This window comes from Amycolatopsis sp. NPDC004378, assembly GCF_053602455.1.
The window spans coordinates 164,100-178,180 of the sequence record NZ_JBSGDR010000009.1; the positions used below are offsets into that span (position 1 = coordinate 164,100).

A 14,081-nucleotide genomic window follows, 5' to 3' on the forward strand; every position below is an offset into this window, starting at 1 on the left:
CACGCGTGTCGCCCCTTCAATCACGCGTGATGCCCGCTCAATCACGGTGTCCGGCCGTCGCTTCACGGGAAAGTGGCGGTCGTCAGCCGAGGGAGACCAGGCGGGCGCCGCCGTCGGCCTCCAGGACCGTGCCGGTCAGGTTGCGGTTCGTGGCCGCCAAGGCCACCACCTCCGCGACGTCGTCCGCCGTCGCCACGCGGCGGGAAGGGATCGAAGCCGCCGTCTGCGCGAAGAACCCCTCCCGCATCTCCGCCGGGAAGCCGCTCCACCAGGCCGTGTCGACGACGCCCGGCGAGACCGCGTTCACCCGCCGCGGCGCCAGCTCGACGGCCAGCGGCTTGACCAGCGCTTCCACCGCCGCGTTGAGCGCGGCGATCCCCGCCGTCCCCGGCATGGCCGCCCGCGCGCTGATCGCGCCCAGCAGCGTGATCGACCCGTCCGACGCCAGGTGCGGCAGCACCGCCTGGATCGTCGTCAGGTGCGCCCAGAACTTCGCGTCGAACGCCCGCCGCAGCATCTCGAGGTCCAGCGCGTCGACCGGCCCCATGCCTTCTGCCCCGGACAGGCTCACCACCAGCACGTCGACCGTCCCGAGCGACGCCGCCAGGGCACCCATCGCCGTGGCGTCGCCGCCGTCCGCTTGGTGGCCGGTCAGCTCCGGATCACTCGAAGCGACGTCGTCGAGGCGCTCCTTGCCGCGCCCGGTCACGTGGACGTCGTAACCCTGCTCGCGTAGCCGGCGCGCGGTCGCCAGGCCGATGCCCGAAGTGCCGCCGGCGACGAGAGCGATGCTCATGCTTGTTCCCCATTTCGAACCGGTACGTCTCGTTTCGAATTCGACGCTACCATCGGATCCCATGACCGACCAGTCCCGTCCCGGACGCAGGCGCAGCGAACAGAGCCGGCTGGCGATCCTCGCCGCCACGCTCGACCTGGTCGCGGAGGCGGGTTACGGCGCACTGACCGTCGAAGGCATCGCCGCGCGCTCCGGCGTCGGCAAGCAGACGATCTACCGCTGGTGGCCCTCGAAGGCCGACGTCCTGCTCGACGCACTCGCGACGAAGGCGGACCTGTACGTGCCCATCCCCGACGAGGGGACGTTCCGCGCCGACCTCGCGCACTTCCTGGGCAGTACGTTCGAGCTCGGCGACAAAGCGCAGGTCGCGGACACCCTGCGCGCGCTGATGGCGCAGGCGCAGATCGACCCGGAATTCGGCAAAAGGTTCCGCGAGGACTTCCTCAACCGCCGCCGCGAGGCGCTCGGCGTGATCGTCGACCGCGCCCGCGAGCGCGGCGAACTGCCCGCGGGTGTCCGGCCGGGCACGGTCGTCGACGTCGTGTTCGGCACGCTCTGGTACCGGCTCCTCGCGACGCGGGAGCCGGTCGGCCGCGGCCTGGCCGACGAACTGGTGGCGCTACTGGCCGATCACGGCGCTTCGACCGCGGAAATCCGGTAGCGCGCGACGGAGGCGTCGAGGATCTGCGCCGTCTGCTCGTCCGACGGCCCGGACCCGCGGAAGCGCTCGAGGTCCTCATCGGACTCCCAGCGCTCGTACACCGTGATCCGGCCGGGGTCGAGCAGGTCGGCGCCCAGCGCGTAGTCCAGGCAGCCGGGCGCCTCCCGTGCCAGCCGGATCGCTTCGACGCAGCTTTCGAGGTATGTGTCGCGGGTTTCGGGGGCGACCGCGAGCCAGCCGGCGATGATGATCACGTCGGGTTGATCCGGTCCGGCTTGATCGTGAGCAGCAGCCGCGTCTGGTCGCGCCCGCCCCACCACGGGTACGGGCCGCCGAGGTAGCGCTGCGACAGCTTTTCGATGTGGTCGACGGCGCCGTCCTCGGTCATCTCCAGAACTTGCCCGCGGATCGCGTAGTACCGCGACGGCCGGTCGCGGTCGGCGACGTTGAGCGCCACTCGCGGGTCACGCTCGATGTTGCGCTGCTTCTGGTGGCCCAGCACGGTGTTGACGAGGATGTGCGTGCCGTCGGTGTCCACCCAGGTCTGGGTGAGCTGCGGCGAGCCGTCCGGCATCACCGTCGACAGGAAGCAGAGGCTGGGCTCGCGGAGCAACGCGAGCAGGTCGCCGGGCAGTTCCACAGTGGTCTCCCGCTAGAGCCGGTCGGGCGCTTCGATGCCGAGCAGGGAGAGCCCGAGCGCGAGCGTGGTCGACGTCAGCGTAGTCAACCTGAGCCGCGAAGCGCGCAGCGACGGCGAAGACGCCTTCAGGACCGGACATTCCTCGAAGAACCGGGAGAACGCGACCGCCGTCTCGTACAGGTACGTACAGAGCTTGTGTGGCGCGTAGCCGTCTGTCGCGGCCTTCAGTGCTTCGCCGAACCTAAGCAGCTTCAGCGCCAGAGCCCGCTCCGCCGCCCCTTCGAGCGTGATTTCCCGTCCGTCCGGCACGCCGCCGGCCTTGCGCAGGATCGACTGCGTCCGCGCGTGCGCGTACTGGAGGTACACCGAGGTGTTGCCCTCCTTGGCGAGCATCCGGTCCCAGGCGAAGACGTAGTCACGCTCGCGGTCACCCGACAGGTCCGCGTACTTGACCGCACCGATGCCCACCGCGCGGGCGACCTCGGCCTGGCCCGCCGCGTCGAGCTCACTGCGTTCGGCGACGACCGCGGCGGCCTGCGTCACGGCTTCGGCGAGCAGGTCGGCCAGCTTCACCGTGCCGCCGGCGCGGGTCCGCATGGTCTTGCCGTCCGCGCCCAGCACCGTGCCGAACCCGATGTGCTCGGCGTGCGCGGGCAACCAGCCCGCCTCGCGGCAGACGGCGAACAGCATCGCGAAGTGCTGGGCCTGAGGCGCTCCGACGACGTAGAGCAGGTCGGTCGCGCCGCGTTCGGCCGTCCAGTACCGGACCGTGGCCAGGTCGGTGGCCGCGTAGCCGAAGCCGCCGTCGCGCTTGCGGACGATCAGCGGCAGCCGGTCGCCTTCGCGGTTGCGGAACCCGTCGGGGAACACGCAGATCGCGCCGTCGCTGACTTCGGTCAGCCCGGCCTTCTCGAGGTCCTCGACCACGGCAGCGAGGTACGGGTTGTAGAAGCTCTCGCCGTAGATGTCCTTGTCCGTCAAGGAAATGCCGAGCAGTGCGTAAACCTCGTGGAAGTGCCGGGTCGACTCGGCGATCAGCTCCCGCCAGACGGCGAGCGTCTCTTCGTCCCCGCCTTGCAACAGCACGACCCGCTCGCGCGCCCGCATCGCAAAGGCCTCGTCGTTGTCGAACTTCTGCCGTGCTTCGCGGTAGAACGCGTCGAGGTCGGCGATCCCGCTCTGCCCGGCCGAGACGTCGAGGAGGTGCTCGATGAGCATCCCGAACGGCGTGCCCCAGTCGCCGAGGTGGTTGTGCGGCAGCACTTCGTGCCCCGCGAAGCGCAGCAGACGCGCCAGCGCGTCGCCGATCACCGTCGTGCGCAGGTGCCCGACGTGCATCTCCTTCGCGACGTTCGGGCTGCTGTAGTCCAGCGCGATCCGCCGGGGCGCCGCGGTTTCCGGCACGCCGAGGCGGGGATCGGCGAGCAGCCCGGCAGTGCGCTCTTCGAGCCATTCCCCGCGCAGCACGAAGTTGAGGAAGCCCGGCCCGGCGATTTCGGGCGGCCCGGCGATGCCGTCGAGCTCCAGGGCCCCGGCGATCGCCTCGGCTACTTCACGAGGTGGGCGCCCGAGCCGCTTGCCCAGGCTCATCGCGAGGTTGCCCTGGTAGTCGACGCCTTCGCGCGGCGACGCCTGGATCAGCGCCTGCTCCGGCGTCAGGCCGACGTCGAGTGCCCGGCCGGCGGCGGCCACCACGCGGCGCGCCAGCTCCTCGGTAACGTCGGCGGTCTGCGGCACGGTGTCCCTCCTTCGGCTCGGTCACGGAGCCCGCAGCGTAGCGAGCGTGACCGGCCGGTGACGAAGGGTTTACCGCAGCTCGCTGCCCTTGGTTTCCGGCAGCGTGAGGATCACGGCGAACGCGATCGCGGCGCCGACGGCCACGTACCAGAAGTAGAGCGTCGGCGAGACAGCGCCGAAGAGCGTGATCAGCAGGGGTGCGGTGCCACCGAAGATCGCGACGGTCAGGTTGTACCAGGCACCGATGCCCAGCCCGCGCAGCTCGGTGGGGAAGAGCTCGCTCATGATGGCCGGCGCGATCGACGTCATCGCGCTGTACAGCCCCAGCCCGACGCAGAACACGACGAGCAGGCCGCCGATGTTCGGGCCGATCAAAGTGGACAGCGGCACGATGACCACGGCGGTCGCGCCCGACCAGACGAGCAGCTGCGGCTTCCGCCCGACCCGGTCCGCCAGCGCGCCGAGCGGGTACTGCAACGCGATGAACAGGGCCGTGCCGACCGAAAGCGCGAGGAAGACGGCGTCGGCGTCGGCGTGCCGGCTCTTCACCGCGAACGACGTGAGCGCGCTGAAGAACGTGTAGTAGCAGAGGGTCGAGAGCATCGTGAAGCCGACGAGCCGGCCGACGGCCTTCGGGTGGTGCGTCAACGTCGTCAGCAGCGGCCGCTCGAGCTTCCGCGCCTTGGTCTTCGTCTGCTCGAACAGTTCGGTCTCGGCGATGCTCCGGCGCAGCCACAGCCCGATCAGGCCGAAGACGCCGCCGAGCAGGAACGGCAGCCGCCAGCCCCAGGACGCGAGCTGCGCCTTGTCCAGCGCCCGGGCCAGGACGAACCCGAGCACGGTCGCGACCAGCACGGCCGACCCGGTCGAGATGTAGAAGAACGCCGAGTACCGGCCGCGACGCTCGCGCGGCGCGATCTCGCCGAGGTACGCCGACGCGTTCGACACCTCCCCGCCGAGCGACAGCCCCTGCGCGACGCGGGCGAGCAGCAGCAGGATCGGCGCCAGCCAGCCGACCAGCGAGAACGTCGGCAGCAGCCCGATCGCGACCGACCCGCCCGCCATCAGCAGGATGGTCAGGATCATCGCCGGCTTCCGGCCGCGCGTGTCCGCGAACCGCCCGAGCAGCACCCCGCCGAGCGGGCGGAAGAAGAACGCGAGCGCGTAGGTGGCGAACGTGTTGATCAGGGCCAGGGTGTCGTTCCCCGGTGGGAAGAACGCATTGGCGAAGTAGATGCTGAACGTCGCGTAGATCGTCCAGTCGAACCATTCCAGCGCGTTGCCCGCGCTCGCCGCGAACAGCTTGCGCACCGGCAGCTTGTGCCGCTGCGACGCCTGCACGGTGGACTCGGTCATGGCGGCCTCCACGTCACCCGAAGGTGTCACGGGACTTTGCCACAGTGCTTCGCTGTGCGAAAGGTTCTCACTCGTCCGGATCCCCGTTTTTTTACCGTCTCCTAAGCCGTGCTCGCCAACGCGAACGGCAGGACCGCCGGTGCCCCGGCCTTCCGCAGCAAGCGCGTCGCCAGTGTCATGGTCCAGCCCGTGTCGATGACGTCGTCGACCAGGAGGATCGGTCCGCCCGGCAGGCTCGCCGCCAGGTCGGCCGGCATGCTCATCCGCCGCCACAGGTCGGCCAGCCGCTGCGCGCTGTTCGCCTGACGCGGCGGCGGGCCCTCGGCGTCGAGCGCGCCCAGGAAGTCCAGCCTGCCGACCTCGGCCAGCCGGGTCGCGAGGCTGTACACGAGCTGCGGCCGCGTCTCCGACGGCACCGCCACCACCGCGACCGGCCGTTCGGACCACTGCCACCCGGCCAGCACCTGGACGCAGGCCTTGAACACGGAATCGGGCACCTCGGTGTCCTGGGCCTGGGGACCCACCAGCTCGCGCAGCCGGTTGCCCCAGCCGACGTCGGTGAGCCGGCCGAGCACCTGGCCCGGCTCGGCCTGGTCGTCCGCGCCGATCCGGCCCGAGACCGGAACGTCCAAAGAGGACATCCCCGTGGGCCACTGCTTCCGCGGCGCGACCTCGACGCCGGGCCGCTGCAGCCGTTCGCGGGTCGCCTCGGCGACGTCTTCGGCCACCGTGGTGTCCCAGTGGTTCCCGGTGCAGTTGTCGCACCGCCCGCACGGCGCGGCCTCGGGGTCGTCCAGCTGGCGCCGCAGGTATTCCATCCGGCAGCCGTCGGCCGCCAGGTAGCCGAGCATCGCTTCCTGCTCGCGGTCGCGGGCTTCGGCGACCCGCTTGTACCGCCCGCGGTCGTACTCCCAGTTCTCGCCCGTGCTCGTCCAGCCGCCCTTGACGCGCCGCACCGCGCCGTCGACGTCCAGCACCTTGAGCACCATTTCCAGCCGTGACCGGGAAAGCTCCACCGACGGCTCGAGCGCGGCCGTCGACAGTGGACGGTCGGCGTAGGCGAGCGTGTTCAGCACCTGCGTCACCCGCAGCTCGTCGGGGAAGGCGAGCGAGCCGAAGTACGCCCAGATCGCCCGGTCCTCTTCGCCGGGCAGCAGCACGACCTCGGCGCGTTCCACGCCGCGCCCGGCGCGGCCGACCTGCTGGTAGTACGCGATCGGCGACGACGGTGCCCCGAGGTGCACGACGAACCCGAGGTCCGGCTTGTCGAACCCCATGCCCAGCGCGGACGTCGCGACCAGCGCCTTGACCCGGTTGCCGAGCAGGTCGTCCTCGGCCGCCTGCCGGTCGGCCGGGTCGGTCTTGCCGGTGTAGGCCGCCACCGGGTAGCCGCGGTCCTTGAGCAGCGCCGCGACGTCGTGCGCCGCCGCGACCGTCAGGCAGTAGATGATCCCGGACCCGGGCAGCTCGGCCAGGTGCTCCGCCAGCCACGCGAGCCGGGCCTGCGACGTCGGCAGCCGGCACACCGACAGCCGCAGGCTTTCCCGGTCGAGGGTGCCGCGCAGCACCAGCGTGTCGCCGCCGGTGCCGAGGCCGAGCTGCTCGGCGACGTCGGTGACCACGCGGTCGTTCGCCGTCGCGGTGGTCGCCAGCACCGGGACGCCGTCGGGCAGCTCGCCCAGCAGCGTGCGCAGGCGCCGGTAGTCCGGCCGGAAGTCGTGCCCCCAGTCGGAGATGCAGTGCGCCTCGTCGACCACCAGCAGCCCGGTGCTCGCGGTCAGCTTCGGCAGCACGTTGTCGCGGAAGTCCGGGTTGTTCAGCCGTTCGGGGCTCACCAGCAGGACGTCGACCTCGCCGGCCGCGACGGCGGCCTGGACCTGCTCCCACTCCTGGGGGTTGGCTGAGTTCATGGTGGCCGCGTGGATCCCGGCCCGCGCCGCCGCCGAGATCTGGTTGCGCATCAGGGCGAGCAGGGGCGAGACGATGACCGTCGGCCCGCTGCCCTGCTCGCGCAGCAGGGCCGTGGCCAGGAAGTACACCGCCGACTTGCCCCAGCCGGTCCGTTGCACGACCAGCGCGCGACGGCGCTGCGCGACGAGGGCCTCGATGGCCGTCCATTGGTCTTCGCGCAGCTTCGCCGAGTCGCCGGCCAGGGCCCGGAGGAGGGTCTCGGCGCGGTCGCGGAGGGCTGAGGTGGTGCTGGTCGTGTCCACGTCCCCACGTCTACCCCATGGCACCGACAGACCGGGAATCGGCGGCGTCGCGAACGGACCGTTCGCGACCAATACCGGCCGTAATGTGAGCTGAATCACAGTAATTGCCCGGTCGGGCGAGGTGTCCGGCAGCACAGGACGGCCGCGCCCGCCGATGTATAGGCTCCTCTTCCATGTCACCACGGCGGATCGGGGTCATGGGCGGCACGTTCGACCCCGTGCACCACGGCCACCTCGTCGCGGCCAGCGAGGTCCAGTCCCGGTTCGGGCTCGACGAAGTGATCTTCGTCCCCACCGGCCAGCCGTGGCAGAAGACGAGCCGCCAGGTGACCAAGGCCGAGGACCGCTACCTGATGACGGTCATCGCGACCGCGTCCAACCCGGTCTTCTCGGTCAGCCGCGTGGACATCGACCGCGCCGGCCAGACCTACACCGTCGACACGCTGCGCGACCTGCACGCCGAGTACCCCGAGGACCAGCTCTACTTCATCACCGGCGCCGACGCGCTCGAACAGATCCTCACCTGGCACAAGGCCGACGAGCTGTTCGACTTCGCGCACTTCATCGGCGTCACGCGGCCCGGCTACCGGCTCAACTCGCACCACCTGCCCAGCGGCAAGGTGAGCCTGGTCGAGGTCACCGCGATGGCGATCTCGTCGACCGGCTGCCGCGAGCGCGTCGAACGCGGCGAGCCGGTCTGGTACCTCGTCCCCGACGGCGTCGTCCGCTACATCGCCAAGAAGGATCTCTACCGGAAGAGCGACTGAAAGGCCGCTGGTCCCGGCGGGTACCCTTCTCGGGCGAACCCGATCTGTGAAGGAGCACTGTGGCAGCCACGTCCGAGGCACGAGAGCTGGCCGTAGCGGCCGCACACGCGGCGGCGGACAAGAAGGCCAGCGACGTCGTCGTGCTGGACGTGTCCGAGCAGCTCGTCATCACCGACGCCTTCGTCATCGCCTCCGCGTCCAACGAGCGCCTGGTCGGCGCGATCGTCGACAACGTCGAGGAGAAGCTGCGGGAGAGCGGGCACAAGCCGGTGCGCCGCGAGGGCGCCCGCGAGGGCCGCTGGGTCCTGCTGGACTACGTCGACGTCGTCGTGCACGTCCAGCACGTCGAGGAGCGCACGTTCTATGGCCTCGAACGGCTGTGGAAGGACTGCCCGCGCATCGAGGTCGCCGGACTCGACGAACAGCCCGCCGACGAGGACGCGGACGCCCCGTGAGTCCGCGGCGGCTCGTGCTCTGGCGCCACGGCGAGACGGACTACAACGCCGCCGGACGCATGCAGGGTCACCTCGACTCGGCGCTGACCCCGCGCGGCTGGAACCAGGCCCGGTTCGCGGTTCCCGCGCTGGCCCGGTTCTCCCCGGACCTCGTCATCGCGTCCGACCTGCGCCGCGCCACCGACACGGCCACCGTGCTCACCGACGCGATCGGCGTCCCGCTGCGGATCGACAAGCGGCTGCGCGAGACGCACCTCGGCGAGTGGCAGGGCATGACCGGCGCGGAGGTCGACGAGGCCTACCCCGGCGAGCGCGACCGCTGGCGCCGTGACGCCACCTGGGCACCGCCGGGCGGCGAGAACCGCCTCGACGTCGCCGACCGGGCGAGCGAGGTGGTCGCCGACCTGCTGCAGGCCAACTCCGAAGTCGGCGACACCGTGCTGCTCGCCGCGCACGGCGGGCTGATCACGGCGCTCACCGCGCGGCTGCTGAACCTGCCGGTGGAGACCTGGCCGTCGCTCGGCGGCATCTCCAACTGCCACTGGGTCGAGCTGGGCCGGCGCGACGACAAGTGGCGGCTGCAGGCCTACAACGCGGGGATGCACGGCTAGCCGATGGGGCCGCGCCTGCTGGTGTTCGGCGACTCGCTGAGCTTTCACGGTCCCCAAGGACCCTGCGCCGCGGACGAGCCGCGGCTGTGGCCCAACGTCGCCGCCGCGGCCCTGGGCGGCACCGCGGACCTGGTCGCGGGCATCGGCTGGACCGCGCGGGACGTCTGGTGGTCGCTGACCGGCGATCCGCGCGTCTGGGCCGACCTGCACCACGTCGACGCGGTCGTGCTGGCGATCGGGAGCATGGACACGCTGCCTTCGCCGTTGCCGACCTACCTGCGCACGGGCCTGCGGTACCTGCGGCCCGACCCGGTCCGGCGGGTGGTGCGCAAGGCCTACCTCGCCGCGCAGCCCCGGCTTTCGGTCGCCTTCCGCGGTCGTCCCGCGGTGCTGCCCGCGAAGCTCACGGTGCAGTACCTCGACATGGCGGTGGAGGCGTTGCGCGTCCTGCGGCCCGAACTGCCGATCTTCGGGTGGCTGCCGTCGGTGCACCGGGCCGCGGCCTACGGCGGCGTGCACACCGCGCGTCCCGCCGCGGCGGCGGCGATGGCGGCGTGGGGCGCGCGGGCACGGGTTCCCCTGCTCGACCTCGAAGCCGTTGTCGCAGAGCACGTCCTGAGCGGCGAAGGCAACCCGGACGGCATGCACTGGGGCTGGCAGGGGCACGCGTCGGTGGGGGACGCGATGTCCGTGTTGCTGGCGCCGGTCCCGGCTCCCGGCCACGTAGGCTGACGGCGTGTCGGTCGCCGTAGTCACGGATTCCACCGCCCACCTGCCGGAGGGCTTCGCCGAACGGCACTCGGTCCGGGTGGTGCCGCTGCACGTCCTCGTCGACGGCGTGGTATCCCTCGACGGCGTCGAAACCGGCCCCGCGGCGGTCGCCGAAGCGATGAGCCAGCGCAAGATCGTGACGACCTCCCGGCCGACACCCACCGAATTCGCGGCGGAGTACCGCAAGGCGCTCGCCGACGGCGCGGACGCGATCGTTTCGGTGCACCTTTCGCGCGAGCTGTCGGGCACCTGGGAAGCGGCCGTGCTGGCGGCGCAGGAGGTCGGGCCGGACCGGGTCCGCGTGGTCGACTCGCGCACGACGGCGATGGGGCTCGGGTTCGCCGCGCTGCACGCCGCCGACGCCGCCGCGGCCGGGTCTTCCGCGGCGGACGTCGAGGCCGCGGCCGTGACGGCGGCCGGCTGCTCGTCGACGTTGTTCGTCGTCGAGACCCTCGACCACCTGCGCCGCGGCGGCCGGATCGGCCCGGCGGCGGCCCTGCTGGGCACGGCGCTGGCGGTGAAGCCGGTGCTGCACATGTCGGACGGCCGGATCCTGCCGCTGGAGAAGGTCCGCACCATGAACCGCGCGCTCGCGCGGCTGGTCGAGCTCGCCGCGCAGGCCGCGAAGGACGACGACGTCGAGCTCGCCGTCCACCACCTCGCCTCGCCGGAGCGGGCGGTCGAGCTGGCGAACCGCCTGGAGGAAGCGGTGCCGCGCTCGGCGGGCTGCGTGGTCTCCGAACTGGGCGCGGTGATCGGGGCGCACACCGGGCCCGGCGTGCTCGGCGTGGTCGTCCAGCGGGCGGTGCCCTCCCGCCGGTAGCCGCGGCCGGGTGGCGCGCCGAACCCTCCAGCATGCCACCCGGGTACGACGGAAACGGCCGTTCCCGGGCCGGGCCGGAGGGATCCATCCCCATCACCCCGGTTGTCCACAGGACGCGGCGACACCCCTGTCGGACGCCTCCCCGCGGCCCTAACGTCGATCGTGTGTTCGAGCAGCCCGCCCGGGATCCGGGCCCTCCCGTCAACGACCGGCTCGCCTGGCTGGCCGACCAGCTCTCGCCCGACGCGACCACCGTCGGGCCGGGCGGCCGGCTGGTCCGGCGCTGGCTGCCGGCCGGTGCCGGCCGCCGCCGGTGGGCGTTCGCCGGTGTCCTCGCGGCGGTCGTGGTGATCGTCCTCGGCTCGGTCGCGCTCCTCGGGGGCCGTCCGGTGCCCGAGTCGCCACCTGCGCTCCCCAGCGCGAAACCGGCGAGTGAGGCATCGGCCCGGGCCGCACCCCAGGCCGGCCTCGTCGTCAGCGTGATCGGCCGCGTGCGGTCGCCCGGTCTCGTCACCGTCCCCCAGGGCGCCCGCGTCGCGGACGTGCTGCGGGCGGTCGGCGGCGCCGAACCCGGCGCGGACCTGAACGCGCTGAACCTCGCCCGCCGGGTGACCGACGGCGAACAGCTCGCGGTCGGGATCCCGGCACCGGCACCACCCGCCGGCCCGGGCGGCGCCCCGGCGGCCGGCAAGGTCGACCTCAACGCGGCCAGCGCGGACCAGCTGGACACGCTGCCGGGCGTCGGCGAGGTGACGGCCCAGCGGATCGTCCAGTGGCGCACCGACCACGGCGGCTTCACGAAAGTCGAGCAACTGCGCGAAGTCTCCGGGATCGGGGAAAGCAAGTTCGAGAAACTCCGTGGGCAGGTGACGGTCGGATGAGCACCCTTCCCCCGATCGACACCCGCCAGGACATGCGCCTGGTCCCAGCGGCGCTGACCTGCTGGCTCGCGGCCCTGGGCGGCCTGCTGCTGGGCTGGTGGACGGCGGTCGCCGTCGGCCTGGTCTCGGCGGTGCTCGCCGGGCTGGTGCTCTGGCGAGCGCGGGGGCGGCCGCGAGTGCTCGGTGCGGCGGCGGCACTGCTCGTGCTGGGGCTCGTCGCCGCCGGTCCGGTCGCCTGGCGGATCCGCGGCGCGCAGGCAGACGACCTGCGCGCCGCGACCGGCGACGGGCTGCCGGCGGCCTTGCGGGTCGTCGTCACCGAACGCCCGAAACCCGTGCGCAGCGCGGGGTACGCCGATCAGCAGGCGGGTGCCCGGTCGGTGGTGCTGGCCGCCGACGTCCGCACGGCGGCGGTCGACGGCCGGCCGGTCTCGTCGTCCGGGCGCGTCCTGCTGCTGGCACCGGTCGCGCAGTGGGCGGCCCTCGTGCCGGGCCAGGACGTGACGGCCACCGGCATGCTGCTGCCGCCGCGCGGTGCGGACCTGACCGTCGCGGTGCTGTCCGTCCGCGGCCCGCCGGGGGAGCCCGGCCCGGCGCCGTGGTGGCAGCGGGCGGCGGCCGGCCTGCGCGCCGGTCTCCACGACCTGTGCCAGGTCCTGCCGGACGAACCCGCCGGCCTGATACCGGGACTGGTCCTGGGCGACACGAGCGCGTTGTCGCCGCGGGTCGAGCAGGAGTTCGTCACCGCGGGACTCGCCCACCTGACCGCGGTCAGCGGGGGAAACCTCGCCGTGGCGTGCGGAGCCGTCCTGCTCCTGCTGCGCCTGCTGCGGCTCGGCCCCAGGCTGTCGGCGGTCGCCGCCGGCGTGTGCCTGGCCGGGTTCCTCGTGCTGGTCGGCCCGGAACCGAGCGTGCTGCGGGCCGGGGTGATGGCGGCGGTCGCCCTGCTGGCGCTGGCGCTGGGACGGCGGGGTTCGGCGTTGCCCGCGCTGGCGTTCGCGGTGTGCGTGCTCGTGGTGGCGGATCCCGCCATGGCGACGGACTTCGGGTTCGCGCTCTCGGTGTTCGCCACCGCCGGGCTGGTCCTGCTCGCGCCCCGCTGGGCCGGCGCGCTGGTCCGCCGCGGCGTCCCACCCGGGTTCGCCGAAGGGCTGGCGATCCCGCTGGCGGCGTTCCTGGTGACGGCGCCGGTCATCGCGGGCATGGCGGGTTCGGTGAGCCTGGTGTCGGTGCTGACGAACGTCCTCGCCGCGCCCGTGGTGGCGCCGGTGACGGTGCTCGGCGTGCTGGCCACGGTCACCGGTCCCTGGTGGCCGGGCGCCGGGAAGGTCTTGGTGCACCTGGCCGGTCCGGAGGCCGAGTGGCTGATCACGGTGGCGCGTCACGGTGCCCGGGCGCCCGGCGCGGTCGTGCCGTGGCCGGGTGGCTGGTCAGGTGGGCTGCTCGCCGCCGCCGTCCTCGCGGTGCTGGTCCTGGCGGCCCGGCGTCGTCGCGTGCGGCTGGCGATGGCCGTGCTGGTGGTCGGCGCCCTGCTGGTGTTCGTGCCGGTCCGGGTGCTCGCGCCGGCGTGGCCCCCGCGGAACTGGGCGATGGTCGAGTGCGACGTCGGCCAGGGCGACGCGGTCGTGCTGGCGACCGCCGAGCCCGGGCGGGCGGTCGTCGTGGACACCGGGCCCGAACCGGGGCCGGTCGACGAATGCCTGCAGCGGCTGGCCGTCGACCGGATCCCGCTGCTGGTGCTGAGCCACCTGCACGCGGACCACATCGGCGGGCTCGCGTCGGTCTTCGACGGCCGGGCGGTGGGCGGTGTCGCCGTCGGCCCCGGGCGGGCGCCGGAGTGGGCGTGGCGCCAGGTGGCGGCGGAGGCGGAGCGGCAAGCAGTGCCCCTGGTGGAGCTGAGCCCGGGGGAGAAGCTGGCGTGGCCCGGGCTTTCGCTCGACGTGCTCGGCCCGCGTTACGTCCCGGCCCGCTCGGCCGGTCAGCAGGACGGCACCACGATCAACAACAGCTCGGTGGTCCTGCGCGCGGAAACCCCGGCGGGCCGGGTGCTCCTGACCGGCGACGTCGAACTGGCGGCGCAGGCGGACCTCTTGGCCGACGTCGGCGACCTGAAAGCGGAGGTGTTGAAGGTGCCCCACCACGGTTCGCGCTACTCGCTGCCGTCGTTCCTCGCGGCGGTGGCCCCGCGGATGGCGTTGGTCAGCGTGGGCGCGGGCAACACGTACGGCCACCCGAGCAAGTCCACAATGGACAGCCTGACGGGGCTGGGCGCCCTGGTCACCCGGACCGACCTGGACGGCGACACGGCGGTGGTCGCGGGCCCGGCGATCGTCCGCCGGGGCGAGCCACGCGGTCCGCCGCGCCGGTGAT

14 protein-coding genes are annotated in these 14,081 nt (G+C 72.8%); 8 read left to right on the forward strand and 6 right to left on the reverse strand.

All coding sequences use genetic code 11. The features are described 5' to 3' along the window. Nucleotides 1-82: 82 nt before the first annotated feature. Complete coding sequence (locus ACWEN0_RS26010; RefSeq protein ID WP_451978543.1) at nt 83-796, reverse strand: SDR family NAD(P)-dependent oxidoreductase; 714 nt, start codon at nt 794-796, stop codon at nt 83-85. Nucleotides 797-857: 61 nt separating this feature from the next. On the opposite strand from ACWEN0_RS26010, the gene ACWEN0_RS26015 reads away from it, so the two are divergent. Then, nucleotides 858-1,457 (forward strand): TetR/AcrR family transcriptional regulator, encoded by a 600-nt coding sequence (locus tag ACWEN0_RS26015; RefSeq protein WP_451978546.1) that lies wholly within the window; start codon nt 858-860, stop codon nt 1,455-1,457. Here ACWEN0_RS26015 and ACWEN0_RS26020 read toward each other — a convergent pair. The 5 genes from ACWEN0_RS26020 to ACWEN0_RS26040 all read right to left on the reverse strand — a co-directional run bounded on the left by ACWEN0_RS26020 (nt 1,427) and on the right by ACWEN0_RS26040 (nt 7,403). After that, nucleotides 1,427-1,711 carry a putative quinol monooxygenase gene (locus tag ACWEN0_RS26020; RefSeq protein ID WP_451978549.1) on the reverse strand — a complete coding sequence of 95 codons (285 nt, stop codon included), beginning with the start codon at nt 1,709-1,711 and terminating at the stop codon, nt 1,427-1,429. The genes ACWEN0_RS26015 and ACWEN0_RS26020 overlap by 31 nt on opposite strands. Continuing rightward, nucleotides 1,708-2,097, reverse strand: coding sequence for a PPOX class F420-dependent oxidoreductase (locus ACWEN0_RS26025; RefSeq protein ID WP_451978552.1), 390 nt, complete (start codon nt 2,095-2,097; stop codon nt 1,708-1,710). Before ACWEN0_RS26025 ends, ACWEN0_RS26020 begins: the two co-directional genes overlap by 4 nt. Before the next feature lie 12 nt (nt 2,098-2,109). Then, the gene (gene argS / locus ACWEN0_RS26030; RefSeq protein ID WP_451978555.1) at nt 2,110-3,834 is read right to left on the reverse strand and encodes an arginine--tRNA ligase; all 1,725 of its coding nucleotides are present in this window, start codon (nt 3,832-3,834) and stop codon (nt 2,110-2,112) included. 69 nt (nt 3,835-3,903) lie between these two features. Continuing rightward, nucleotides 3,904-5,190 (reverse strand): MFS transporter, encoded by a 1,287-nt coding sequence (locus tag ACWEN0_RS26035; protein ID WP_451978558.1) that lies wholly within the window; start codon nt 5,188-5,190, stop codon nt 3,904-3,906. 101 nt (nt 5,191-5,291) lie between these two features. After that, nucleotides 5,292-7,403, reverse strand: a complete 2,112-nt coding sequence (locus ACWEN0_RS26040) for a RecQ family ATP-dependent DNA helicase (RefSeq protein ID WP_451978561.1) — start codon at nt 7,401-7,403, stop codon at nt 5,292-5,294. 197 nt (nt 7,404-7,600) lie between these two features. Between ACWEN0_RS26040 and nadD the strand changes: the two genes are divergently transcribed. The 7 genes from nadD (at nt 7,601) to ACWEN0_RS26075 (ending at nt 14,080) form a co-directional block, all read left to right on the forward strand. Then, the gene (nadD, locus tag ACWEN0_RS26045; protein ID WP_451979040.1) at nt 7,601-8,170 is read left to right on the forward strand and encodes a nicotinate-nucleotide adenylyltransferase; all 570 of its coding nucleotides are present in this window, start codon (nt 7,601-7,603) and stop codon (nt 8,168-8,170) included. Nucleotides 8,171-8,229: 59 nt separating this feature from the next. After that, entirely contained in the window at nt 8,230-8,625 is a 396-nt protein-coding gene (gene rsfS / locus ACWEN0_RS26050; protein ID WP_451978564.1) for a ribosome silencing factor, read from the forward strand. Then, entirely contained in the window at nt 8,622-9,236 is a 615-nt protein-coding gene (locus ACWEN0_RS26055; protein ID WP_451978567.1) for a histidine phosphatase family protein, read from the forward strand. Before rsfS ends, ACWEN0_RS26055 begins: the two co-directional genes overlap by 4 nt. 3 nt (nt 9,237-9,239) lie before the next feature. Next, nucleotides 9,240-9,968, forward strand: a complete 729-nt coding sequence (gene octT, locus ACWEN0_RS26060) for a diglucosylglycerate octanoyltransferase (protein ID WP_451978570.1) — start codon at nt 9,240-9,242, stop codon at nt 9,966-9,968. Nucleotides 9,969-9,972: 4 nt separating this feature from the next. Continuing rightward, nucleotides 9,973-10,830, forward strand: a complete 858-nt coding sequence (locus ACWEN0_RS26065) for a DegV family protein (protein ID WP_451978573.1) — start codon at nt 9,973-9,975, stop codon at nt 10,828-10,830. Between the two features lie 164 nt (nt 10,831-10,994). Beyond that, complete coding sequence (locus ACWEN0_RS26070) at nt 10,995-11,711, forward strand: helix-hairpin-helix domain-containing protein (RefSeq protein ID WP_451978576.1); 717 nt, start codon at nt 10,995-10,997, stop codon at nt 11,709-11,711. Next, nucleotides 11,708-14,080 (forward strand): ComEC/Rec2 family competence protein, encoded by a 2,373-nt coding sequence (locus ACWEN0_RS26075; protein WP_451978579.1) that lies wholly within the window; start codon nt 11,708-11,710, stop codon nt 14,078-14,080. Before ACWEN0_RS26070 ends, ACWEN0_RS26075 begins: the two co-directional genes overlap by 4 nt. Nucleotide 14,081: the final 1 nt, after the last annotated feature.

Coding starts and splice junctions, on each gene's coding strand:
- ACWEN0_RS26010 (WP_451978543.1), bottom strand. CDS start 796: ATGAGCATCGCTCTCGTCGCCGGCGGCACTTCGGGCATCGGCCTGGCG.
- ACWEN0_RS26015 (WP_451978546.1), top strand. CDS start 858: ATGACCGACCAGTCCCGTCCCGGACGCAGGCGCAGCGAACAGAGCCGG.
- ACWEN0_RS26035 (WP_451978558.1), bottom strand. CDS start 5,190: ATGACCGAGTCCACCGTGCAGGCGTCGCAGCGGCACAAGCTGCCGGTG.
- nadD (WP_451979040.1), top strand. CDS start 7,601: ATGGGCGGCACGTTCGACCCCGTGCACCACGGCCACCTCGTCGCGGCC.
- octT (WP_451978570.1), top strand. CDS start 9,240: ATGGGGCCGCGCCTGCTGGTGTTCGGCGACTCGCTGAGCTTTCACGGT.
- ACWEN0_RS26075 (WP_451978579.1), top strand. CDS start 11,708: ATGAGCACCCTTCCCCCGATCGACACCCGCCAGGACATGCGCCTGGTC.